This is a genomic window from Neolewinella agarilytica (assembly GCF_900110645.1).
GTDB lineage: Bacteria > Bacteroidota > Bacteroidia > Chitinophagales > Saprospiraceae > Neolewinella > Neolewinella agarilytica.
Map to the genome: position 1 here is coordinate 153,138 of NZ_FOFB01000003.1, position 23,050 is coordinate 176,187.

Below are 23,050 nucleotides of genomic sequence, written 5' to 3' on the forward strand. Positions count from 1 at the left end.
AAGCCTCCTTTGCTATTCAACCCACTTTGCACCGGCGTCCGCGCCCGCCTTCTCTTCTAAATGTCCCGTATGCGTCCACTTTTATTTAATGCTTTTCTGCTCCTCTTTTCGGGTATGCTCTCCGCCCAGCAAACCTATGAGGTTCGCATTTTTACCCGGGATGCTGAAACGAAAAAGCCCGTACCCTTCGTTAGCCTGCAGATTGAAAACGGGCCGGGAGGAACGTCTGATATTGAAGGCATTTGGCGAATTGAACTGCCCTACGGTCCCATCACGATCAATTCTTCCGCCCTGGGCTACGAAAGCGATCCGCTGAGGGAAACGATTTCCGCCAACCGCCAACTACTGCTCGAGCTACGACCCACTGCCGCCACACTGGAAACAGTTACGGTCACTACCGACGACGCCAGTGAACGGCAGCTCCGACCCCTCATGGGCGTGGAACGACTCACCCTGAAGGAACTGGCGGTATTACCCGTTGCCCTGGGTGAGGTGGACGTGTTCCGGGGGCTACAGACGATCTCCGGTGTAAACTCCGCCGGGGAGGTGAGCAATGGCATCAGCGTTCGTGGTGGAACCATTGACCAAAATCTGGTTTTGCTGGACGGCGCACCGATTTTCACCCCTACCCACCTCTTCGGCTTGTTCTCGGTATTTACGCCCGATGCCGTAGGCGGTGTTGACCTTTATCGCGGGAACATCCCCGCCCGCTTTGGAGGCCGGCTTTCTTCGGTGGTCGACGTTCAGACCCGGAACCCCACCAGCGATAACCTCAAACTAAGTGGAGGTCTGGGCCTCATTTCCAGCCGCGTGACGGTAGAAACCCCGGTGACAAAAGACAAGCGGCTGAAGGTGCTGGCCGCCGGCAGGGCGGGCTTTAATGATTTCATCTTTGGCCTCGTGGAACGACTCAAAAACACCCAAAGCAACTTTGTGGACGGAACCGTGAAGTTGCGCTACACCGCCAACGAGAATAACATCGTGACGCTTTCTGGCTTCTACAGCAAGGACTTTTACGCCATTGACCTGTTGAACAACTTCGCCGGCATTGCCGCTACCAGCAATCAGTACGATTACCACACCCTGAACGGGACGCTGGATTGGCTTAAGGTGATCAACGATAAACTGAGTCTGTCTTCCCGACTCGTTAGTAGCGACCACCAACCTAATATTCTGTTTCCACAGGAAGAAGAAGACCGTAAAATCCGTTACGGCTCCCGAATTCAGTACCGGAGCCTGCAAAACTCGCTTGATTACCGCCTGGGGGGTGGGCACCAGTTTACGGGCGGCTTCCAACTGATCCACTACAAGCTGAATCCCGGATTTCTGGAGCCAAACGGTTCGGAATCACTCCTGGCCCAGCAACTGGATCAGGAGCAGGCACTGGAGAGTAGCTTGTTCCTCGCTGACGAGTGGACGGTGACGGATAAGCTCCGGCTTTCCCTGGGCGTTCGGTACACTAAATTCGATCAGCTGGGTCCTGGCTCCGTCCGTACTTATCCGGCAGGAGAGGAGTTGGCTGAAGGCACATTGGAGGACGTGACCCAGGCAGGCAGCGGGGTGATGAACAGTTATGACGGGCTGGAGCCAAGATTGGGCCTAAGCTATCAATTGCTGCCATCAACGAATGTGAAGGCGTCTTTTGCCATGACGCGGCAGTACCTGCAAAATATTTACAACGCAACTACCCCTTTGCCGACGAGCCGATGGAAAGTATCGGATAATAACATCCGGCCGCAGCGGGCGCAGATCGTCAGCGCAGGAATTTATCAGCTTATCAACGGCGGTGCCTACGAGTTCAGCCTGGAGGGCTACTACCGTAAAATTGATGACCTGCTTGAATACAAACCGGGCGCTGACTTCTTTCTTACCCCTCGGGTAGAAACAGATGTGCTGCAGGGGGAGGGCCGGGCTTACGGGATTGAGCTCTCGATGAAGGAGACAAAAGGACTGGTAACGAGCCAGGTCAACTATAGTTACGCCCGGGTGCAAAACCGGGTGCAAGGGTCTACCTTCAACACCAGGATCAACCGGGGGGAATGGTACAACGGCTATTTTGATCAGCCGCACACCCTGAGTGCAAGTATCTCCGCCAAGGATGGCCCGGCCAATACCTTTAACCTCAATTTCACGCTGCAAACGAACCGGCCTTATACCGCTCCGAACGGCTACGTAATATCGAATGATCTCAGTGTACCGCTTTTCCTGGAGCGCAACAATGACCGGCTACCCGTTTACCACCGACTGGATTTCAGTTGGCGGATTCATAACCCTAAACTTAAAAAGAGACGTTGGACGGGAGACTGGATTTTTACCGTCTACAATCTCTACGGGCGTAAAAATATCTTCAACACTTACTACGTGCCGGTTACGACGAGACCAAGTACGGGTGTAGTGAACACTAATCCTTTGCAGAGTTTTGAGCTGACAATCTTCGGCGCGCCGATTGCCAGCCTTACCTATAGCTTTAATTTTGAGTGAAGGGCTGAAAGGAGGATCATGTATTCTCTCTTTTCTCAACGCCCCGCGCCCAGATAATCAGGCCAAATACACTGTTGATCAGATAGATTAACCAGAGGAATATCATTCTGTCTGCTGCGTATCCATCCGCCAGGTAGCGGATGGTCCACAGGGAGACGGTCAGTACGTTCAGTGCTACATAAAGCCACCACTGCTCCGCAAATCGCCACATCATCAGGAGGGTGGCGATAATACTGAGTACATTGGTGGCGGCATCTACAAAGGGCGAATTCTGTCCGGGGATTGCCCGCAATACCAGGCCCAGAACTATCGTGGCCAATACGGAGCCAAGCACAAGCCATCGTCGTTGACGGCTGGCCAAACGCTGCATGTTTACCGTCCCGTTGGCTTCGTTCTTTGCCCACATAAAATACCCGGCAACACCCGTGGGCAGGTAGAACAGGATGTTTAGCCCCACTTCCCCAAAGAGCCCGTTCTGATAGGCAATCCAGGCATAAGTTATGCTACTGACCAGCCCGATGAGATAGCCAAGCCGCTTGCCAATGGCAATCAGCGACACACAGGCCACCCCGGATACAACGGTTGAAGTCGTCAGCCAATCCGTCTTCGTAGCCAGGCAGAATACGAGGGCCAGACTCGTCAGGGCGAGTGGCCAGTAAGTACGTTGGAGTGATGGCGGCATGGGAAGGAAATCATCAAATGGTCAGGGAGGTAATGACAAGGACTAGTACCGTGTAAACTAAGTTGAGATAGGTTTTTGCGCCGGGATTTTGTTTGCTGGCTAAATGAAAAAACCGGTGCATCCCGCAGTATTGCGGGACGGACCTGTTTTGTCATGACGCCAGCGGGCAAAAGACCAAGCAGGAACCAGCGAATACTTAGTTTATACTGTACTAGTTGCCCGCCAAGGCTTCCTTCAAATACCCCGCCGTAAACCCTTCTCCGTTTTCCACCAGGGCTTCCGGTGTGCCCTGGAAAACAATGTGCCCTCCATCACGTCCGCCTTCGGGGCCGAGGTCGATGAGGTAGTCGGCGGATTTAATTACGTCCATGTTGTGCTCGACGACCAGCACGGTGTGCCCTCGTTCCACGAGTGCATTCAGGGCCGTAAGCAGAATGGCTACGTCGTGAAAATGCAGTCCGGTCGTAGGCTCATCGAAAATGAAGAAGATGTGCTCTCCCTTTTTCTCTTTGGTGAGGAAGCTGGCGAGCTTCACCCGCTGGGCTTCGCCACCGGAGAGGGTGGAGGATGCCTGCCCGAGGGTGATGTAGCCGAGGCCAACGTCTTGCAACGGCTTGAGTTTTCTGCTAATGGAAGCCTCCTCAGCAAAAAAGTCCACTGCCTCATCCACGCTTAAGTCCAGAATTTCGGAGATGTTTTTTCCGTTGTAGTTTACGTCCAGCAGCTCCCGCTTAAAGCGGGCTCCGTTACACTCTTCACAGACGAGGCGAACGTCGGCCAGAAACTGCATCTCCACCGTTTGCTCGCCTTCTCCCTTACAGGTAGGGCAACGGCCGCCATCAACGTTGAAGCTGAAGTGACCCGGGCCATAGCCCCGGATCTTGGACAACTGCTGATCCGCCATCATGGCCCGAATGGTATCGTAGGCTCCGACGTAAGTGACCGGGTTTGACCGGCTGGACTTACCGATGGGGCTCTGACTGACCATCTCCACCTGCGTAAGTATTTTCAGGTCTCCACTCAGGCCGGCATGCGGGCCGGGTGCCTGGCTGGAGCCTTCCCCCAACTCCCGCCTGAGGGCGGGATAAAGAATGCCCTTAATCAGGCTGGTCTTTCCGCTGCCGGAAACACCAGAGATGACCGTCAGCGCGTTGAGCGGAATCTTCGCGTCGATCTTTTTGAGATTGTGCATCCGGGCTCCTTCAATGTTGAGCCAGTTCGTCAGGCGGCGGCGTTGTTCGGGGACGGGGACGGACATCGTCCCGTTCATATACTTCGTCGTCAGGCTGTCGGCTGCTTCACTATGGATGTCTTCGTAGGGGCCGGCAAAGACGATCTCTCCGCCGTGGATACCCGCGGCGGGGCCGACGTCGATGAGGTAGTCTGCTGCGGCAATAACACCTTCCTCGTGTTCGACGACGAGCACGGTATTTCCCAGGTCCCGCAGGCGGCGGAGGACGGCTACCAGCCGTTCCGTATCCCTTGGGTGAAGGCCGACGCTCGGCTCATCGAGTATGTACATTGAGGCCGTCAGGTTACTGCCCAGCGTACGGGTCAGATTGATTCGTTGGCTTTCGCCGCCACTCAACGTGCTGCTCAGCCGGTTGATGGTAAGGTAGCTCAGGCCAAGGTCCATCATGCTCTTCAGCCGGTTGTTAATCTCCAGCAGGAGCCGGCGGGCGATGGTGGCGTCATGCTCGTTGAGCTTGATATTTTTGAAGTAGGTCTGTAGCTGATCAATCGGCAGATCAATCAACTCCGTGATGGCGGTGCCCCCCACCTTCACGTACTCGGCTTCCCGACGGAGGCGACCACCCCGGCAGGTGTGGCAGGTGGTCCGGCCGCGGTAGCGGGCCAGCATGATCCGGTTTTGGATTTTGTACAGCTTTTTACCGAGCTGATCAAAAAAGTCAGTGATACCCCCCACATGACGGTTACCTTCCCAGAGGACCCGCTGCTGATCTTTGGTCAGGTCGCCATAGGGAGTGTGGACCGGAAATTCAAACTTGTTGGCCTGCCGGAGAAAGTCTTTCTGCCAGCTGCCGAAGGTCGCCCCTGACCACGGCGCCACTGCACCGTCGTATACGGATTTGGAGGGATCGGGGATGACCTTGTCTTCATCAATACCCATCGTGCGGCCGAAGCCCTCGCAGGTAGGGCAGGCGCCAGCCGGATTATTGTAGTTGAACAGGCTGGGGCTGGGCTCCATAAAAGTCATGCCGTCCAGCTCAAATCGGTTGTTCCAGGCCGTCCAGTTATCGGCGTCCAGATAAACGATCACCTCTCCGCCGCCCTCACTAAAGGAGGTTTGTACGGAGTCCGCAATTCGTTTGTTGTTCTCTTCGTCGTCGGCTTTGACGATAAAACGATCGATGAGCACCATCATTTCTTCGTGATCCTCCAGCTCAATCAACGTTTTAGCCAGACTGGGCAGGTTTTCCTCCAGAATGTCTTCTATCTGTTTTACCTCATCATCGGCCATGACGCGGGTATAGCCTTTCTGTACGAGGAGCTCGAGTTCCCGGCGGAGGGTACGATCGTCGTATTCCCGGGGCAGGGGAGCGTATAGGTGAACGCGGGAACCTTCATCCATAGCGAGAATATGGTCAACGACGTCGGTTACCCGATGTCGTTTTACTTCCTTTCCGCTGATGGGGCTGAAGGTTCGTCCGGCACGGGCGTAGAGCAGCCGAAAGAAGTCATAAATCTCGGTGAGGGTGCCTACCGTAGACCGGGCGTTGGCCGTCGTCGTTTTTTGCTCAATGGCAATGGCCGGGCAGATGCCCCGGATGTAGTCTACCTCGGGCTTTTTCATCCGCATCAGGAACTGGCGGGCGTAGCTGCTTAGAGACTCAACGTACCGGCGCTGGCCCTCAGCAAAGAGGGTGTCCATGGTGATGCTTGACTTCCCGCTGCCACTGACACCGGTCACCACCACGAGTTGGTTCTTCGGGATGACGAGGTCCACGCTTTTCAAATTGTTCGCAGCAGCACCTTTGATGAATATCGAGGTGCGGAGGTCGGCAGCGGAGAGATCGGAATTCTTGGACAAGGAGTAGTCTTTTGGACGGTTGGCAGGTATTCACTCTGCAAAAGCAATTTCCCCGGTGGTAGTTCAACTTTCCGGGATAATTAGTAGCGGGAGACAAAAATAGTTAGAAAACCAGAAAGTAGTTTCTTTTTTGTTGAAAAAGAAAGGGGCGAGCACGCAGGTGCAATGCGTAGCTTGTAAAGCATTGGATGCTTGCTCAGCTCCAGCGCCAGCGGCGCTGCACGAGCTTACTCTTGCACCTGTATTTTGGCTTCGTTCAGCAGCCATGATCCCGTGCCTTGCCCTGACCTCCCTGAATTAGGCCGCTATTTACCTCCCGGGCTATCGCGTTCCTTACAATTATCTTAAAGACAGCCCCGTTTTAGGTGTCATGCCCGGAGAACCCCTTATTTTCGGTACATAATAACTACTAACATTATGAAGTACTCTTTCTACCTGCTACTCTTCCTGTTTACCTTCTCTTTATCCGCTCAGGAAAAGGGAGGAGGAATGGAATTCGTGGAAAAACCATTCGAAGAGCTTCTGGCGCAGGCCAAAGCGGAAGATAAGGTGATCTTCATCGATGCCTACACGACCTGGTGCGGGCCCTGCAAAATGATGGCGGCTAAAATCTTTCCGGATGCCACGGTAGGAACGGTTTACAACGAGCGTTTTATCAACGCTAAGTTTGACATGGAAAAAGGAGAAGGCCCTGCGCTCGCCAGGCGCTACAATGTAGTGGCTTATCCCACCTACCTTTTCGTGGACGGCAACGGTGATATCGTGCACAAGGGGCTGGGGTACATCCCGCAGGATAAATTTCTTGCCCTGGCTGATGTTGCCGTAAGCGATAATAACCTCGGTGCACTAAACGCACGCTATAAGGCTGGTGAGCGTAGTCCCGAATTTGTGAAAATGTACGCGCAAACCCTGACCGATGTTTATGAGCAGGAGCGGGCCGGAGAGGTTATCTCGGTTTATTTGGATTCAGAGAAAGATTGGTCCAGTCCCGAAATAATGACGATGATTCTCGATAACCCCGGTGAGCCCGGTGATAAGCGAATGATTTATCTCGTAGAACATGCAGATGCGGCCATTAAGACGGCGGGTAGCGCCAGCTATATGATGACGATGCAGCGCTCCCTGATTACTAAATATATGAGAGATGCAGGCGTCCGGGCGCTACCCCCGGCGGAAAAAATGGAAACTGTTTATACGAAGTGGGCCGCTCCGATCAGAGGTCGCCTGATGGCGCACTACGGAATGCTGCACGCTGAGCAGAGCCGGGATATGGACGCTTACGTACCCGCAGCATTAGCGTATTTCAATGCGTACCCCAGTGAAGATGCTTACGAACTGGATAAAGCTGCCTGGAGCATCTTTGAAAACAGTGAAGATATGGCTGCTCTGAAAGTAGCACTGACCTGGGCCATTAAGTCTGTGGAACTGGAAGAAAACTACAATAGCCTTGATACCCTCGCCAGATTGTATGATAAGGTGGGCAACCGGGCTAAAGCAGTTGAAACAGCTAAAAAGGCCATCGTGATCGCCAAGGAAGCGGGTGTGCCTTACGAAGACACAGAAGAACTGTTGAAGGAGAAGTAGACCTTCTGCCTTTTTACTGTCGAAGCGGTACCGGGGATATTCCCGATACCGCTTCCGTATTTGTGGTGTCCGGTATTATTTGGATGTTCGTTTGTAAAGCTTAGCCCAGCTTCTGAACGACGTCTTTCATCAGCTTGCGTAGTTTTTCTTCAACGGCTTTGACGGTCTCTATCACGTCATCCACGGTGGTAGGTTGAATCTCTGCAATGGGGAAACACTTGTTGGAGACAACGGAGATAACGAATACCGGAAGGCCGGCGTGACGGGCTACCAGTACTTCGGGAACAGTACTCATGCCGATGCAGTCTGCGCCGATGATATTGGCCATCTTGTACTCCGCGGGCGTTTCCAGGTTGGGGCCGGCCAGGGCAAGGTAGACGCCTTCGTGACCTTTAAGACCGTGATCAGCGGCCCGTTCGATGGCCCAGGCGTTGAGCTCCCGGTCGTAGGCATGGAGCATATCCGGAAAACGTGGGCCAAGGCGCTCATCATTAGCACCCCGCAGCGGGTTTTCCGGCTGCATGTTGATGTGGTCGCGGAGGAAGATGAGGTCTCCGGCGTTAATGTCAGCATTCACGCTGCCGGAGGCATTCGAGATAATAAGGTGCTCGATACCCAGCGCTGCAAGGACCCGGACGGGGAAGGCAAGCTGCTGCATACTGTAACCTTCGTAATAGTGTAAGCGGCCAGCCATGGCCACGACCGGCACGCCATGCAGCGTGCCCAGAATGAGTTTGCCCCGGTGAGAGTCTACGGTAGAAGTACAGAAATAGGGTAGGAGCCCATAGATGAACTCCCGCTCTACTACAATATCATCAGCTACAGAACTCAATCCCGTACCTAAAATGATGCCGAGCTTTGGCTTGGTAGTGGACCTTTTTTGGATGAAGGCAAGGCATTCCTGAATTTCGTTGTACAGAGACATATTGGTATGGGTAAATTACAAAACTAGGTAAGATAAGCGAATAGCGATGTGTTTTAGTTTTTTAACTGCTATATTTAGAGTTCTATACTGTGATTTCTAAAAGTGTTGAAATTAGTAATTGGCTAATGTGGTTTTTTTTCACTTCTGAGGCGACTCAGGAAAAATACCCATGTTATGAACAATCCAGTTCTTTTTTTAACCTCCTTCTTATTTCTTATTGGCTCTAGCTCGATCCTGTCAGCTCAATGTACCGCTTCCACGGCTGCGGAGTTTGCGGCTTGTTTGCCCAATCCTGCCGATGGCATCATCATGGTTACGGCTGATATGGACGTTCCTGGTCCTCTTGATCTTAGTGGAGTTACGGTAGACCTTGGAAATCAGGTCAACCTTACGCTCCCTGCAGAGACAGTGGTAGATGCCTCTACATCCTTTGTCACGGGAACGGGTAATACCGACTTGACGGTAATCGTCGGAGGAACGCCCTATTCATTCGGTAAAAATGGTTCCCCGGATCTTGATGACCTCAATGCAGAAATGGTTGGGGGAGCAACAACGCTTGGTGAAGCCGCCGAATTAGCAAACGGAGTCTTACCTGTTTCTCTCCTTTCTTTTGATGCACGGGTTATGGCTAAAAAAGTAATGCTTACCTGGGTTGTCGCGGAGGAATTCGAGAATGAATCCTTTGAGATTTCAATAAGTAATGACGGCTTTAGCTTTCAGCCCGTAACAATTGTTGATGGCCGTGGAAGCGCGTTTACAACGCAATCTTACGAAGTGAGTGATGTCCCGGCATTCTCCGGAAACGTTTACTACCGCCTGACGCAGCGGGACTTTAGTGGCGCAAACCGGGAGCTTGGTATTCGGAGCGTTCGCTGGGAAGCGGATGCTGCTTCAGGGTTGAGTGTATTCCCTAACCCTGGCAAAGCTGGTCAAACGATTCGTCTTCAGGGCGTAGCGGAGGCATCCCGGGTTGACCTTCTCGGAATGAACGGTCAGGTATTGCGACAGTTAACGGTGGAAAGCGGTCAGACGATCGTTCCGAATGATATTGCTGCAGGAGTTTACCTCCTACGTGTTCCGGGTAAAGAAATAAAGCCCGTTCGCCTGGTGATTAAATAAGTGCAGATCAGCCTACTTAAAACAATGGGGACTATCCCTGATCCTGAAAGTGATGACTGTGTTTTAAAGAGTTGACAAGACTTTAAGCGATCAACGGACTGCATTCAGAAGGAAGAGTTCTGAATGCGGTCCGCTGATCGCTTTTTATAGGGGCTATTTAACCAAGCGATTGGAAAAAGTGCTTGAACAGGCGGCCAATACTTACGGTGATGCACAACCTGCCTGGGGATGTCTATACAGGATTTATTTTCCCCCAAACCGCAGCCCCCCGCAGAGAATCCCCGCCGCAACGGCAGCGTTCAGGCTCTCTGCCTGCCGCCCCGGAGCGGGCGGAATGGTTAACCATCTTTGCACCTGCGTCCGCGCCGCCTGACTCACCCCCGGGCCTTCCGCGCCGATGACGAGCAAGCCTTGCTTTGGTGCCTGCAGCTCGTAGATGTTCTCACCATTCAAATCTGCGCCGAAGACGGGCAACTCCGGGAACCGCTCCGTAATCTCCTGCAACTGCCCCTGACGAAAATGTACCCGCAGGAAGGAGCCCATCGAGGCCTGCACACTTTTGCTGTTGTACAGATCAGCCGTACCCGGGCCACCGATGACGTGGTGGAAGCCGAACCAGTCCGCAATGCGCAATAATGCCCCCAGGTTGCTGGGTGACTGGATGCCATCCAGGTAAAGAGACCAGCCCTCTGCGATGGAGGCTGGTAATTGCTCTGCCTCCCGGGGGATGTCCACCACGGCCAAAACCTGATTGGCGGTCTTCAATTGGGAGATTCTACCCAATTCTTTTGGGGTAACGGTCGTTAATGGAACGCCGGGATCACCGGGTAACTCCGCTACCCATGACTCGAGCGCATAGAGGTGGTCAACGACGTATCGGGACTGCCCCAACAGTTCTTCCACAATACGTCCCCCTTCGGCGGTGAATTTGTGGTAGTTTTGCCTAACTTTTTTCTGACGAAGGCTGCTTATGAACTTAATGGTACCGGAGCTGATGGGCATACTGGCGCGAAGTTTGCGCCTGGTTGGGCCAGCCATACTACTGGCGGCCTTCCTGGCGTCCTGCAATACTACCAAATATCTGGCGCCTAATCAGGAACTACTGGTCTCGCAGCGGGTAAAAATAGAGAAAGGGGCCACATTGACTAACCGGGCGGACATTACCTACGAGCTTTCCACCATTGCCAAACAGCAGCCCAACGGTAATTTCCTTTTCTTATGGCCCCGGGAATATTTCTACCTCGATAACGACAAACCACGGGACACCACCCGCATTGATCGCTTCCTGCGCAGAACCATCGGGCAGGAGCCAGCGATCTATAGTGATAGTCTTAGCCGCCGTTCGGTAGCCGCCATGACGGACTACCTGCGCTACCTCGGTTATTTCAACGCAACGGCTTACCACGAAGCTGATCGGGGTAAAAAACGCAAAGTAAACCTGATTTATCACATACAGCCAGGCCGTCGGTTCATCATTGATTCGGTGGTCTTCGCCAGCCCGGATCCCTTAATTGACAGCCTGCTGGAGGAAGCCCAGCAAGAAACTTTATTGGTAAGTGGAGAGCCGCTTGACCTCAATAAGTTTGATCAGGAAAAAGCCCGACTCGGGAATTACCTGAATAACCACGGCTACGCCTTCTTTACGGCGACCAACTTCGATAAGCTGGAGATTGACACCAGCCGCCGGTCAGGTTATGCCGATGTGTTTTTCAACGTGTTGCCACCGGAGCAAGAGGAAAACTACAAGCGCTATCGGGTAGGAGAAATACTGGTGTTGACGGATGTAAACCCTCTGGCCATTGACCGGGGGACGTTTTTACTGGATACCATCATTGACGGCGTACGGTTTGCCTCCGATAAGAAGGAGTTTAAAATGCGACCGGAACTGTTGCGTAAAAATATTTTTCTGAAACCCGGAGAATTGTTCAAGCGGGAGAACCTGGAAAAAACAAGGCTTTCGCTAAACGGGCTGGGGATTTACCGCTTTGTGAGGATTAACTCCAAAATTGAAGGAGATGGCAGTGAGGTCATCAATTACCAGATACAGCTAACGCCAAGTGAGCGCATGTCTGTTGGTGCTGATCTGGACGTCAGTTACACCGACCGCAGTGGCCCGGTTCGGGCCGGAAACCTTGTTGGTCTGAGTGTTCGGCCCAGCTTTCAAAACCGAAATCTGCTCGGGGGGGCAGAGTTACTCGTCACCAGCCTTCGGGCGGGGGTGGAAATTAACCCGGGCTTCGGGTCGAGGAGGGGCGCTTTTTTCAATACGATCGACCTGGGAGCGGATGTAAGCCTGTATTTACCCCGGTTTAAAGATTTTGGCTTTTACCGGCTGATGAATAAGTTGCCGGCCCCCTGGGGAGGTAAAATGGTTTCCGATGGTTTGCTCAGCCAGCTACGGGAACGTGCGAACACCCGCTACAGTCTGGGCTATGAATATCTGCTGATTCGAAATTTTTACTCCTACACGATCTTCAACGCCAGCCTGGGCTATGACTTCCGACGGTCAGCAACTACCCGCTATCGAATTAATCACCTGGCCATTAATATTCTTGATCCCGTAACGGAGCCGCAGTTTAATGCTATCCTGAGAGAAAATCAGTTCCTGGAACGGAGCTTTGGGGAACAGTACTTTTTTTCTGTACTGTTCCGGAATATTGAATACAGCCGGGTAGGGCGGTCGGATCATAAAGGAAGGTCGATTACGTTTAACGGGCAATTTGAGGTGGCCGGGGCAGAAGTGTCAGCGCTCAATGGGCTGCTGAATGTTTTCCGGGAAGACGATACCATTCTAACTCCAAAACAAGGGGCCACTTTTTCAAAGTACTACCTCGGGATAGCGGACGTCCGCTTTTACAAAAACTATACCCCCCTGAGCAGTTTCGCCACTCGATTCCTGGCTGCTGCGGCTAAGCCCTTTGACGGTAATGACGAAGTGCCTTATGTGAAGCAATTTTTCGTCGGAGGAGCCAATTCCATGCGGGCCTGGGCACCGCGTGGGCTGGGGCCGGGAGGCTACGTGGATACGCTCAGCCTGGACACGGACAATAACCTGCGCTTGTTTCAAACGGGGGACCTGCGCCTGGAACTCAATCTGGAATATCGCTTCCCCATTGCCTCCTTCTTTCGGGGAGCCATTTTTGCGGACATTGGCAACATCTGGACCCTGGACGATGATGAAGACGGCGGGCGACCCGGCTCTAAGTTTAGACTCCGTAAAGAGCTGAGTACGGATGGCAGTGTACTCTTCCAACCCTTTTACCGACAGCTGGCTATTGCGGCGGGTACCGGAATCCGGGTCGACCTCAGTTATTTCATTTTTCGACTGGATGCTGCCGTGCCGCTTCGCTACAACTATCCGAATGATGGCTTCGGAGAACCGCTTGACCGGGACAGTAATGACGTTCTGGAAAGCGATTACTGGAGTAGCTTCAGGGGCTTCCGCTTACGGGATATTACCTTTCAGTTGGGGCTGGGGTATCCTTTTTAGTAGGCGTAGTTTCAGGAATGGAGATTTTTTGGGCGCGGTTGCGCAGGTGCAAGGGGAGGATAACAATTTGCGCGAATGCCCCTCGACTACCATCTCGACTCCCTTTGGTCTCCGAGCGGAGCCCGACCGGTCCCTGAGCGGATATCGAGCGACCGGAGGGAGTCGAGATAGAAGTCGAAGGGTGTGGAGGGCGTAGTCGAGGGGCCGTTTATACTTCGTTAGTGCAATTTGCTATACACACCAAAGGGGGGGGTGAAACGCCAGTAAGCGAAATTTCGCTAATTTTGCTCTGCGTCGATCATCTTTTCCGTCATGCCTGATTTCATTTTTCTGGACAACCCCGTAGCCATCCACTACGCTATCCCCGGGTTTCTGCTTCTGCTCCTGTTAGAGATAGGAGTAGCGGTTTGGCAGGACCGTGACTGGTATGAGACTAAAGATACCCTAAGCTCACTATCCATGGGGATTGGTAACGCCATCATCCGCTTGTTTACCAAGACCATTACCATCGGGGCTTTCTTTTTCCTGTATCAATTTCGGCTTTTCGATCTGGGGCATGCCTGGTGGGTGTGGGTACTATGCTTCTTTGCCGAAGACTTAAGTTACTACGCCTTTCACCGGGGGAGCCATTCCATCCGCTACTTCTGGGCGAGCCACGTTGTGCACCACAGTAGTGAGAAATACAACCTCTCCACGGCACTGCGGCAAACCTGGACCGGCGATCTCTCCGGCGCCTGGATCTTTAAAGCATGGATGCCACTGCTGGGCTTTCACCCCATCATGATTGCCATTTTCGGAAGCCTCAGCCTTATCTATCAGTTTTGGATACATACTGAAGCCATTGACAAATTCTGGCGGCCCATCGAATGGTTGTTTAACACCCCCAGCCACCACCGGGTACATCACGGAAGCGACGTCGCCTACCTGGACCGAAACCACGGTGGAGTGCTCATCATCTGGGATCGTCTTTTTGGGACCTTCACCCCGGAAAAAGAGAAACCGGTATACGGCCTGGTGAGCAACATCCATACGCACAACCCGCTACGAATCGCGACCCATGAATGGGCCGCCATCGGGCGGGATGTTTGGTTGGCTCCGGATTGGCGGAGCCGATTAGGCTATCTCTTCGGCCCACCCGGTTGGAGCCATGATGGTAGCCGTAAGACCAGTGAGCAACTGCGACAGGAAGAGCAACAGTTAAAAAAAACAATCAAACCAGGCGGTTAAACATCGAACCTAGCCCCCCTCTCTTCGTTCTCTTAACAGACCAAAAGACCCTTCATGGCCACTTCCACGCTTCAAATGATCATCGACACCGTAAAGGATGCCGCAGGGAACATTGACAGCCAGCAGATTCAGCAATTTTCCGGAGGCAAGATTGACTCCGTCGATCAATTTATGGCGAAGACAGAAAGAACCCGGGATAAGAACTTTGGTAAAGGGTTTCTGGCGGGTGTATTGGGCGGCCTGGTGGCCGTAGGGGTGAAAATGCTCGTAGACGGAAAGATCGCCCCTAAAAGACGGCAGATCGAAGACGACTACGCCGAAGCGGCCGTCAATGCCGCCGAAGCATTTACCCACATTGACCTCACGGAGGAAGAGGAGGACATCGCTGAAACCTTTGTGGAATTCGGCATGGGAGCCCTCATCGGTGGCGTATACGGGCTGGCCGTGGAAGCCGTTCCTGAAGTGAAAGACATGGGCCAGGACAAATTCCTGGCTACCACCCAACAGCTGGCCCTCCCTGTTCTGGGCATAGCCCCCGCTACGGTGAAGGACGCTGCGGATGACAAGTTAGAAAAGATCGCCGGCCACGTTGCTTTCGGGGTAACTCTGGAGATTACCCGTCGGGCCGTTCGCTATTATTTGGATGAGGACTAACCTTAGTCAGGCAGATTCTTAGCCTGGCCTGATGCTTTTCAGCGTATTTAGCCCGTTCTTCGCACTTCCGCTGAACTTCCTCAACTCCCCATTTCGTGCTCTACCTCGTTCCCACCCCCATCGGCAATCGTGAAGACATGAGCGCCCGCGCCATCCGGATACTCTCCGAAGCTGACCTGGTGTTGGCGGAAGATACCCGCACGAGTCGCCCGCTTTTACAACATTACGGAGTCGATACCCCACTGCGGGCCTACCACGCCCACAACGAACACGGCGTTACCCCCCAGCTAGTGGAGGACATGAAAGACGGAGCTACCTACGCCCTGATTACGGACGCCGGCACCCCGGGCATCTCTGATCCGGGCTTCCTGCTCGTACGGGCCTGTCGGGAGGCAGGCGTGGCAGTCAGCTGCCTGCCCGGTCCGGCAGCGTTCGTACCTGCGCTGGCGGCCAGCGGCATCCCCTGCGACCGTTTTCACTTCGAAGGTTTTCTGCCCCACAAAAAGGGACGGCAAACGCGGCTGAAATACCTCGCGGAGCTACCCAATACTTTCGCCCTCTACGAAAGCCCCCATCGCATCGTAAAGCTGCTCGGCCAGTTGGCCGAGTTCTGCGGGGAAGAGCGCACCGCCTGCGTCGCCCGGGAGATCACCAAGCTCCACGAAGAGATTACGACCGATACTCTGGCCGGGCTGAAAGCCCACTACGAAGCCAAGGGCAAGGTGAAAGGGGAAATTGTGGTCGTCGTTGCGGGGAAGTAGATAGTAGACGGTAGTTTGTAGTTTTGTAGACGGCAAAATTGCAGAAGGGAGGCTCTACATCTCTACCGACTACCGACTACCAATCTACCGACTACTGTCTACCAATCTACCGTCTACTAAACTACCTTTGCCCCATGCTAGCTACCCAACTTCTTGCCTCCGGCATTACCCACCTTACGGACGCCCGCTACTTCGCCGCCTGGGAAGTGGATTACCTTGCCTTCCCCCTTGGGGAAAAGACCGATGGCGAGGCCATCAGCCTGGATATGCTCAACGCTCTGAGAGAGTGGATTGAAGGGCCGGCTATCGTCGCGGAGCTGGGCAACATCGATGAAGGAAGCGCCTGGGCCACGACGCTGCAGGCGGAGAATATCAACATTGCGCTCGTAGCTTCCACGGCACCTGCGTCCGCGCCTGAAGCCCTGAAGGCCGCCGGTATCCGCGTCTTCTCTCACGTAAAAGTAGCGGGCTACCAAAGTGCCGAAGATGTAGCGGATGCCATCCGGGAGCACCCCGAAGCTGAACTCGTGCTGCTTGATTTTGAACAGGGCGGCATCACCTGGCAAGACCTGGCGGCGGGCAGCCCCTTCAGCCTGGATAACCTTCGCGAATTGCTGGCCATCCGCCCCTGCCTGCTGCAGATTGACACCGCCGGCAATGATCCGGTGACCATAAAAGAGACCTACCCGCTCACCGGCTTCGCTGTACGTGGGAGTAGTGAGGAAAAGGTCGGCTATAAAAGCTTTGATGACTTGGATGAGCTGTTCGAAGGACTGGAAGTATTCGAATGAGAGAATGCAGGATTGAGAGAATGCAAGAATGCAAGAATGAGAGAATGGCTTTACCGCATTTACTCATTCTCCCATTCTCCCATTCTCTTGTTCCCCAATTCACTCCTTCACCACCTTCGCTTCCAGCAATGCGCTAAAATCAAGGTATTCCAGGGCCTTTTCGTGGGTAGCTTCCAGCTTCACGGGCGGGGCGACGCCCGCTTCCCAGGCTTCCTTCCAGCGCAGAGCACAAAGGCACCAGCCGTCACCGGCTTTCAGACCAGGAAACTGATACTCCGGCCGGGGGGTAGAGAGATCGTTGCCCCGGCTTTTGGTGAACAGGAGAAATTCCTCCGTCATGATGGCACAAACAACGTGGCGACCACTGTCCGTAGGGCCGGTATTACAGACGCCATCACGATAATATCCGGTCATAGGATCAATGCAGCAGCCGATGAGAGGAGTTCCAAGTACGTTGTTGGGCATGGGAGGGCTTGAGGGGGGAATAGTAATGTAGTATTGTAGTCGGTAGTACTGTAGTCGGTAGTACTGTAGTGCTGCTGTTCGTAGTAGAAGCACATTGCCGAGCGGCAGCACTACATTACTACAAAACTACAGCACTACACTACTAACCAATAAGCCATTCACTCCAGCTCCCGGGGTAGAGGCCGGGCATTTCCCCGTAGGCGTAGTGATAGGCCAGGATATTGTGACAGGCCGTTACGCCGGAACCGCAGTAGAATACGTTCTGACGGGCCTCTGCCTGCAGAACGGCAAAGCGCTCCCGGAGTTCTTCCCGTGGGCGAAGTTTTCCGTCTTTCAGGTTGTCGGGCCAGGGCAGGTTAATGGCGCCTTCGATGTGGCCGGCAACGGGGTCAATGGGTTCCTCTTCGCCGCGGTAGCGGGGGGCGGTACGGGAGTCGATCAGGGTAAAAGCGGGGTCTTGGCGTAGTTTGTCCGTCTGGGCGCGGTCGCAGGTGCCAGGGAAATCCCCGTTGGGGAAGCGGGGTTGGGTTGGCGCTCCGGTCCGTTCTTTGCCCGGCAGCAGCGGGTACCCCGCTGCCTCCCACGCCTGAATACCACCGTCCAGCACGGCCACCCGTTCGTGGCCCAGGGCCATCAGCATCCACCACAGGCGGGCGGCGATGCCGCCACCCTTGTCATCATAAACGACCACGTAAGTCGCGGCCTCCAGTCCGAGCTTGCCCATCACTGCCGCAAAGTCGGCAGTCTCCGGTAGCGGGTGCCGGCCCGTTTGGCCGGGTAGGATGGGGCCGGAGAGGTCTTCATCCAGATGCAGATACTGAGCGCCGGGCAGGGCGGCTTCGGCCCAGAGCCGGCGCCCGGCGCCGGTGTCAAAGAGGTTGTGCCGGCAATCGAGGATTAGCAGGTCCGACTGTCCCGTCAATGGGTACAATTCTTCAGCAGAGATAATGGGGGTAGGAAGGCTGGGCATCGGTAATGGCTTATATCCGGAAAGATAGGGCAGCCAACAATAATTGAGCGATTTCTCCTCCAACTCCTCTTCTCCTCCAGCTCCTCCGGAAAATTTGCCTGCCAAGCGACTATTACTTTCTGAGGTGTGTAATTCTCAAGGGGATAGTTTTCCGAAGGAGTTGAGGCGCAAGAGAGTGTCTGTTCCCCATTTCGGCAACATTTTTTTAGGGGAGACATCACTCCCGCGTCTTCCTTCCGCGTATCTCCTCCTCTCCGCGTCCTCCGCGAGCATACTCTCGCTTACTCCCGCACCGCCCGTAACACTACCGTCTGCCCGGCATCCCCTTCCAGCCGAAGCAGGTAAACGCCCGCCGCACCGAAAGCATCTGCCGTAAGTGTAAGCTGGTTATGTCCCAGGGTGGCCGTCAGTCGCTGTCGGCGAAGTTCCCGACCGGCCAGGTCATGTACGCTGAGGGTAAGGACCTCCGCCCGGGGCCAGTCAAAGCTCAGGCGCGTAGCCGCCCGGCTGGGGTTGGGGAAGAGGCTGGCGGTGGCCGAAGGGCGGTCTTCGCCCATCTGAAGCATACCCAGGGGACGGGTGGAAAGGTCCTCGAAATAAACCTCTGCGGCAAGTGCCTCGGGCGCTTGCAGGAAGTCAGGCGCCTGGCTCAGCTCCGGGCTGCTTAAGGTCAGCAGCGGCCGGTTAGCGGGAATGTCCGATAAGGGGTCGGGAGCATAGCTTACGTGGAGATGTCCCTGCTCATCATAGGTGTATTCCGCCGCAGAGATAAGACCAGGACGGACGAAAGTCTTAGCTGGCAGTGCCAAACTAAATTGCATGGCTCTCATACCTTCCTCTGCACCTGCGTACAGCGCCCAGGCTTCCGTTTGCTCGTCCTGTTGCCATTCCAGTGTGGCCATATTTCCGCTGCCAGTGCCCGGAGGCAGGGCGTTGCTGTTGTGGGGTAACGCATTACCATTGACGTCCCCCACCTTAATGGCGATAAACTCCACGAATTCCTGCCCCTCCAGATTATTGAAGTTGGCAACCTCCGGGAATCGCTCCAACCAGGGGTTGGTCGGGTCCGGAAAATCGTAGTCTTTAGGGATGAACCGCCAGCTGTTATTGTTGGCAAAATCCTCTTCAAGACCCAAAATGACTTCCCGGATCATAATCAGATCGCGGATCGTAATCTGACCATTGTTGTTCACATCCGCTGCAATGAGCTGGTAGGGCGAAAGCCCGTCGTCAACCCCCAGCAGGCGACGGGCAATGAGGTTGATGTCCAGGGTGGATACTCCGTTAATCGGGTTAGCGTTTAGCAGGGGTTGAATGGTATAGTCCTGGCTTTCCTCCAGCCCGTTGAAGAGGAAATTGCCGTTCTCATTCGTCTGTTGCCGCTGGGTAGTACTGTGGCCGTCATTATAGACATCAACGCCTTCCATGGCTTCTCCCTGCTCCGTTTGAATCACACCGGCAATGATGCCATTACGGTCTTCGCAAATTTCGTTGTTGGTTCTTACGTTCAGCGAGACGTTGCAGAAGCCGTTCTGACCGTTACTCTCCGCAAAGGCGTAAACGCGCAGGAGAACTTCCCCGATGTCTACGCAGCTAACGGTTAAATTCGACTGGTCAGATTGTGGGGTGAAGCCGGGTACGGCAGCTTCTTCTTCCCGGTAAATGGCGTAGGTGATTTCCGAGGGCGTACAAACGCTTGCCGGGCTGGCGATGTAATCCGTTGCCCACACAATTCCGATGCCCCCGTTATCCGGGTCAGCTGCCAGCGTTGTGCTTAGCGCCCCAATGCAGGAAGGTGTTGGGGCCTTATCGTCTTTTACTGTGAGCGGTACGAAGCGGACGGTGCTGTTACCACAACCATCGGAGCTCATCACCCGGGCCAGGTGATCTCCGATGGAGAGCCTGCGGATGAATACTTCAACACCGGTTTCGGGTTCTCCCTCAAAGAAGGTGGTGGCAATTTCCCGGTCCGCCACAAAGTCTGCTCCCGTGATGTTGCCGTCACCGTTCCGGTCCCAAACGTCCGTATCGACACTGACGGTAGTATGGCTCGTGCCACAGTCATCCGTGGCCGTAAATTCAAGAATAACGCCACCGAGACAATCTTCGGTAAAGGCACTGCCTGCGTCGGGCTCGGGGATGTTCAGCGTGGGTGCTTCGTCATCGTGCACGGTCACAAACTGTTGGTAGCGGAAAAAGCCCCGGCGGGTCGAGCTGCCGTAATCGGAGATGAGCGCTCCGAGATCATTGCCGTTGCCGGGGGTGGCATCCTGGTCAATGATCGCCTGATCATCCGTAAGCGTAGCTCCATCACCCGCTTCGATGTGGAGGTAAACGGCCTGGGCCAGGTTGCCGTCTCCGTTCGCGTCGCGGGGAATCAGAAAGGCACGGGAGTTTCCGTCGTATTCACACCAGTTGATGATCTCGTGGTTGAGGCGGAGTTTATAGCAGGCGCTTTCGTCAGCGACCAAGGTGTCTACGCTGGTATTAATCGTCAGGAGCTCACAGCCGGACTCTACGGCCAGCAGGTCTTCCGGGGTGGGGAGTTCACGGCAGGTGTAGCGTTGGTCTCCCGGAAAACGGATGGTATACTCGTTGTAGGGTAATATGTCAACCACCTGCCGGCAGGGGTTCTGGTGGGTGAAGCCTCCGCCGTCTCTGATGCGGAAAAGGCGCGTGAAGCGACCAGTGCCACAGTCGCCGAGTTCGCCGCCGATGGATTGGGCGGTCGTTGTTTCCGGGCAGTTATCCCGGCCGGTGGCCGTGCCGAAAGCTGCGTCCAGCCGGGGGCCGATGGTCTCTGGGTCCATCGCGTAGGCGATGGCCAGGTCCTTGGGTAGCTGAGCCGAGAAGTCGAGGCAACTGATGCGCACCGTTGGCGGCGGAATACAAACCGGTTCGGCTTTGTCTTCGACCGTGATTGTCATCCAGCAGCGATTACTGTTTTGCACCGGACTATTGTCCGTTCCTTCCAGCATTACCCGCACTTCGCCGATGTCTTCACAGCTCAATACCAGCTGTGGAGCAGGCGCCGTGGTGGGCTCGTCGTTTTCGTCTACGCGGCTGACGAGCAGGTTGAAGGCGCCACAACCGTCGCGGGTGCCGCCATCGAGTACCGCAGCGGGTAAAACGCCCAGGCCGTTGCCGTCCAGACTTACGTTGAAGCCGTCTTCACAGACCATTGCCGGGCCAACCCCATCATAGACCTCAATGATTACGTCGAGCGTACCGGTATTGCCACAGGCGTCCCGGCCGAGGTAGCGCAGTAAGTGGGTGCCGACGGGAATGGGCGTGGTGAAAATGTCGATGGCGTTGTTGCCGAAGGGGCCAAGGGGGAAGTTGTCCAGCTCTTCGTTGAGGAAAACCACGGCGGTGAGCACGGGGCTATCGCTGCAGCCATCTTCGATGGAAACGCCGTTGCCCCGCACGTTGATGATGGCAGTACATTCTCCGGTGTTGGTCGGGAAGCGGAGCGGGCCTGGGTCAGGCATTCCGTCAAAGTCATTGTCTTGTACCGGAGGACTAATGACGGGGGCTTCGCGGTCGCCCACCCGGACTACCTGGCTGAAGGTGGTATCCACACCGCCGGAACACCAGTCAAGCAGCCGGAAGGTGCGCACAAAGGCGTAGTTCTTGCCGCAGCCCGAAATGCGTTCGCCGTCGACGTAATCAACGACAAAATCGCAGACATTCTCATTCAGGTAAAGCGGCCCGCTGTTGGAAACGAAAAAGGGGAAGTCCGTCCGTTGGGGTAGGGGATTGACGCCAATTTCGTCGCCTTCCAGGCAATCAATGATGGTTACTTCTTCCACTCCGCGCAGATCCGCAAGTTGCGGGCGCAGGAAAAGGATGGTTTGGGCGCTCACCGCAGGTGCAACGGATTCCCCGTCGGTAATCTGTGTCGCAGTGAAGGTGCGCATCAGTCGCGTCGTATCACCGCAGCTCTCCGTTAAGGGCGCGTTTATAATATCATTGACGCAGACCTGAACGGTGCCGCCGCAGGCGTCCGTTACGGTCGGTAGCCCGCCTCCGGCCAGGAGTGCATTTCGTAGTTGATTGTCCAGGCTGCCCGCCAGGATGGTGCCCGTCGCACCGTCCACCTCGTAGCAACGGCTCACGCTGGCGGGGAGACGGTTGATGTCGGCGGCGGCCTGACCGCCGCAGACGCGGTCAATCGGCCCGGCGTCCAGGCCGGTAATCACCGGCGGTGTTTGATCACTGACGTTGACGAAGCCCCAGCAGTCAAAGCCGATAAGCTCCGGGTGGTTGCGCCCCACAACCGTGTACCGGAATCTTCCGGGGCCGTCGGCCATACCGCCGTTGTCCCGAAAATCATCTTCTACAACAATGGTGAAATTGCTGTCCGCCAGACAAGTCGTCTCGCCGGTCAGCACCATGGCGAAGGTTACTTCGGCCTGGCAATCGTCGTTTATCGTCAGGTTGATCTCCGTCTGGCAGGCGAGGTTGAATGGCCCTTCGCACTGCGCCCACAGGCTCGCCCCGGAGGCGAGCAACAGCAGTAGCCACAGGCACTGCTCTTTCAGGTCGTTGCAAAAGCGGTTGGTCATCGTTGGTTTCCTAAGCAAAGCTCTTCGTCTGACTCTTGAATGTGATTACCCGGGGAATAGGTACCCACCCTAAAGTGCAGCCGAAGGCGCAAGTTACGGATTAACGATGAAGAGAGTGGTTAAGGTATTGGTAAATAGGGGCATTATGCGCCCACTAATACCTTTGAGAACAAAAATACGCTGGTTTTTTGGGTTGAAGCAAAGAAAAGTTTTGAATTTTAATTTAAAGTGTATAATTTAGTATAATGAAACACCCAAACACCCAAACACCCAAACACCCA

The 23,050-nt window shown here is 54.6% G+C and carries 15 protein-coding genes; 8 read left to right on the forward strand and 7 right to left on the reverse strand.

What is annotated here, in order from left to right; all coding sequences use genetic code 11:
- Nucleotides 1-69: 69 nt before the first annotated feature.
- Entirely contained in the window at nucleotides 70-2,481 is a 2,412-nt protein-coding gene (locus tag BM123_RS04125; protein WP_245748420.1) for a TonB-dependent receptor, read from the forward strand.
- A gap of 16 nt (nucleotides 2,482-2,497) precedes the next feature.
- Here BM123_RS04125 and pnuC read toward each other — a convergent pair whose 3' ends face one another.
- Nucleotides 2,498-3,163, reverse strand: coding sequence for a nicotinamide riboside transporter PnuC (pnuC, locus tag BM123_RS04130; RefSeq protein ID WP_090165588.1), 666 nt, complete (start codon nucleotides 3,161-3,163; stop codon nucleotides 2,498-2,500).
- 211 nt (nucleotides 3,164-3,374) lie between these two features.
- Complete coding sequence (gene uvrA, locus BM123_RS04135; protein ID WP_090165590.1) at nucleotides 3,375-6,215, reverse strand: excinuclease ABC subunit UvrA; 2,841 nt, start codon at nucleotides 6,213-6,215, stop codon at nucleotides 3,375-3,377.
- A gap of 417 nt (nucleotides 6,216-6,632) precedes the next feature.
- On the opposite strand from uvrA, the gene BM123_RS04140 reads away from it, so the two are divergent.
- Nucleotides 6,633-7,799: a thioredoxin family protein gene (locus BM123_RS04140; protein WP_090165592.1), complete on the forward strand. Its 1,167-nt coding sequence runs from the start codon at nucleotides 6,633-6,635 to the stop codon at nucleotides 7,797-7,799.
- Nucleotides 7,800-7,899: 100 nt separating this feature from the next.
- Here BM123_RS04140 and BM123_RS04145 read toward each other — a convergent pair whose 3' ends face one another.
- Nucleotides 7,900-8,724, reverse strand: coding sequence for a purine-nucleoside phosphorylase (locus BM123_RS04145; RefSeq protein WP_090165593.1), 825 nt, complete (start codon nucleotides 8,722-8,724; stop codon nucleotides 7,900-7,902).
- Between the two features lie 174 nt (nucleotides 8,725-8,898).
- Between BM123_RS04145 and BM123_RS04150 the strand changes: the two genes are divergently transcribed.
- Complete coding sequence (locus tag BM123_RS04150) at nucleotides 8,899-9,843, forward strand: T9SS type A sorting domain-containing protein (RefSeq protein WP_090165595.1); 945 nt, start codon at nucleotides 8,899-8,901, stop codon at nucleotides 9,841-9,843.
- 243 nt (nucleotides 9,844-10,086) lie between these two features.
- Here BM123_RS04150 and BM123_RS04155 read toward each other — a convergent pair whose 3' ends face one another.
- Entirely contained in the window at nucleotides 10,087-10,845 is a 759-nt protein-coding gene (locus BM123_RS04155) for a TrmH family RNA methyltransferase (RefSeq protein ID WP_175489243.1), read from the reverse strand.
- Between BM123_RS04155 and tamL the strand changes: the two genes are divergently transcribed.
- The 5 genes from tamL (at nucleotide 10,814) to BM123_RS04180 (ending at nucleotide 16,766) form a co-directional block, all read left to right on the forward strand.
- Complete coding sequence (tamL, locus tag BM123_RS04160) at nucleotides 10,814-13,333, forward strand: translocation and assembly module lipoprotein TamL (RefSeq protein WP_090165599.1); 2,520 nt, start codon at nucleotides 10,814-10,816, stop codon at nucleotides 13,331-13,333. The genes BM123_RS04155 and tamL overlap by 32 nt on opposite strands.
- A gap of 312 nt (nucleotides 13,334-13,645) precedes the next feature.
- Entirely contained in the window at nucleotides 13,646-14,560 is a 915-nt protein-coding gene (locus BM123_RS04165; RefSeq protein ID WP_090165601.1) for a sterol desaturase family protein, read from the forward strand.
- 54 nt (nucleotides 14,561-14,614) lie between these two features.
- A complete protein-coding gene (locus tag BM123_RS04170) occupies nucleotides 14,615-15,214 on the forward strand; it encodes a hypothetical protein (RefSeq protein ID WP_090165603.1) in 600 nt (199 codons plus the stop codon).
- Nucleotides 15,215-15,309: 95 nt separating this feature from the next.
- Complete coding sequence (gene rsmI, locus BM123_RS04175; RefSeq protein WP_090165604.1) at nucleotides 15,310-15,975, forward strand: 16S rRNA (cytidine(1402)-2'-O)-methyltransferase; 666 nt, start codon at nucleotides 15,310-15,312, stop codon at nucleotides 15,973-15,975.
- Between the two features lie 134 nt (nucleotides 15,976-16,109).
- On the forward strand, nucleotides 16,110-16,766 hold the full coding sequence (locus BM123_RS04180) for a hypothetical protein (protein ID WP_090165606.1): 657 nt from the start codon (nucleotides 16,110-16,112) through the stop codon (nucleotides 16,764-16,766).
- A 99-nt stretch (nucleotides 16,767-16,865) separates the two neighbouring features.
- On the opposite strand, the gene BM123_RS04185 is transcribed toward BM123_RS04180, so the two are convergent.
- The 3 genes from BM123_RS04185 to BM123_RS04195 form a co-directional block, all read right to left on the reverse strand.
- The gene (locus BM123_RS04185; protein WP_090165608.1) at nucleotides 16,866-17,231 is read right to left on the reverse strand and encodes a DUF2237 family protein; all 366 of its coding nucleotides are present in this window, start codon (nucleotides 17,229-17,231) and stop codon (nucleotides 16,866-16,868) included.
- Between the two features lie 142 nt (nucleotides 17,232-17,373).
- Nucleotides 17,374-18,306, reverse strand: coding sequence for a sulfurtransferase (locus BM123_RS04190; protein WP_245748421.1), 933 nt, complete (start codon nucleotides 18,304-18,306; stop codon nucleotides 17,374-17,376).
- Nucleotides 18,307-18,482: 176 nt separating this feature from the next.
- Nucleotides 18,483-22,769 (reverse strand): T9SS type A sorting domain-containing protein, encoded by a 4,287-nt coding sequence (locus tag BM123_RS04195; protein ID WP_090165609.1) that lies wholly within the window; start codon nucleotides 22,767-22,769, stop codon nucleotides 18,483-18,485.
- Nucleotides 22,770-23,050: the final 281 nt, after the last annotated feature.

What these genes read in the sequence shown, in the direction of transcription:
- BM123_RS04125 (WP_245748420.1), top strand. Translation starts at nt 70, where the DNA reads ATGCGTCCACTTTTATTTAATGCTTTTCTGCTCCTCTTTTCGGGTATG.
- pnuC (WP_090165588.1), bottom strand. Translation starts at nt 3,163, where the DNA reads ATGCCGCCATCACTCCAACGTACTTACTGGCCACTCGCCCTGACGAGT.
- BM123_RS04140 (WP_090165592.1), top strand. Translation starts at nt 6,633, where the DNA reads ATGAAGTACTCTTTCTACCTGCTACTCTTCCTGTTTACCTTCTCTTTA.
- BM123_RS04145 (WP_090165593.1), bottom strand. Translation starts at nt 8,724, where the DNA reads ATGTCTCTGTACAACGAAATTCAGGAATGCCTTGCCTTCATCCAAAAA.
- BM123_RS04150 (WP_090165595.1), top strand. Translation starts at nt 8,899, where the DNA reads ATGAACAATCCAGTTCTTTTTTTAACCTCCTTCTTATTTCTTATTGGC.
- tamL (WP_090165599.1), top strand. Translation starts at nt 10,814, where the DNA reads ATGAACTTAATGGTACCGGAGCTGATGGGCATACTGGCGCGAAGTTTG.
- BM123_RS04155 (WP_175489243.1), bottom strand. Translation starts at nt 10,845, where the DNA reads ATGCCCATCAGCTCCGGTACCATTAAGTTCATAAGCAGCCTTCGTCAG.
- BM123_RS04165 (WP_090165601.1), top strand. Translation starts at nt 13,646, where the DNA reads ATGCCTGATTTCATTTTTCTGGACAACCCCGTAGCCATCCACTACGCT.
- BM123_RS04170 (WP_090165603.1), top strand. Translation starts at nt 14,615, where the DNA reads ATGGCCACTTCCACGCTTCAAATGATCATCGACACCGTAAAGGATGCC.
- BM123_RS04180 (WP_090165606.1), top strand. Translation starts at nt 16,110, where the DNA reads ATGCTAGCTACCCAACTTCTTGCCTCCGGCATTACCCACCTTACGGAC.
- BM123_RS04185 (WP_090165608.1), bottom strand. Translation starts at nt 17,231, where the DNA reads ATGCCCAACAACGTACTTGGAACTCCTCTCATCGGCTGCTGCATTGAT.
- BM123_RS04195 (WP_090165609.1), bottom strand. Translation starts at nt 22,769, where the DNA reads ATGACCAACCGCTTTTGCAACGACCTGAAAGAGCAGTGCCTGTGGCTA.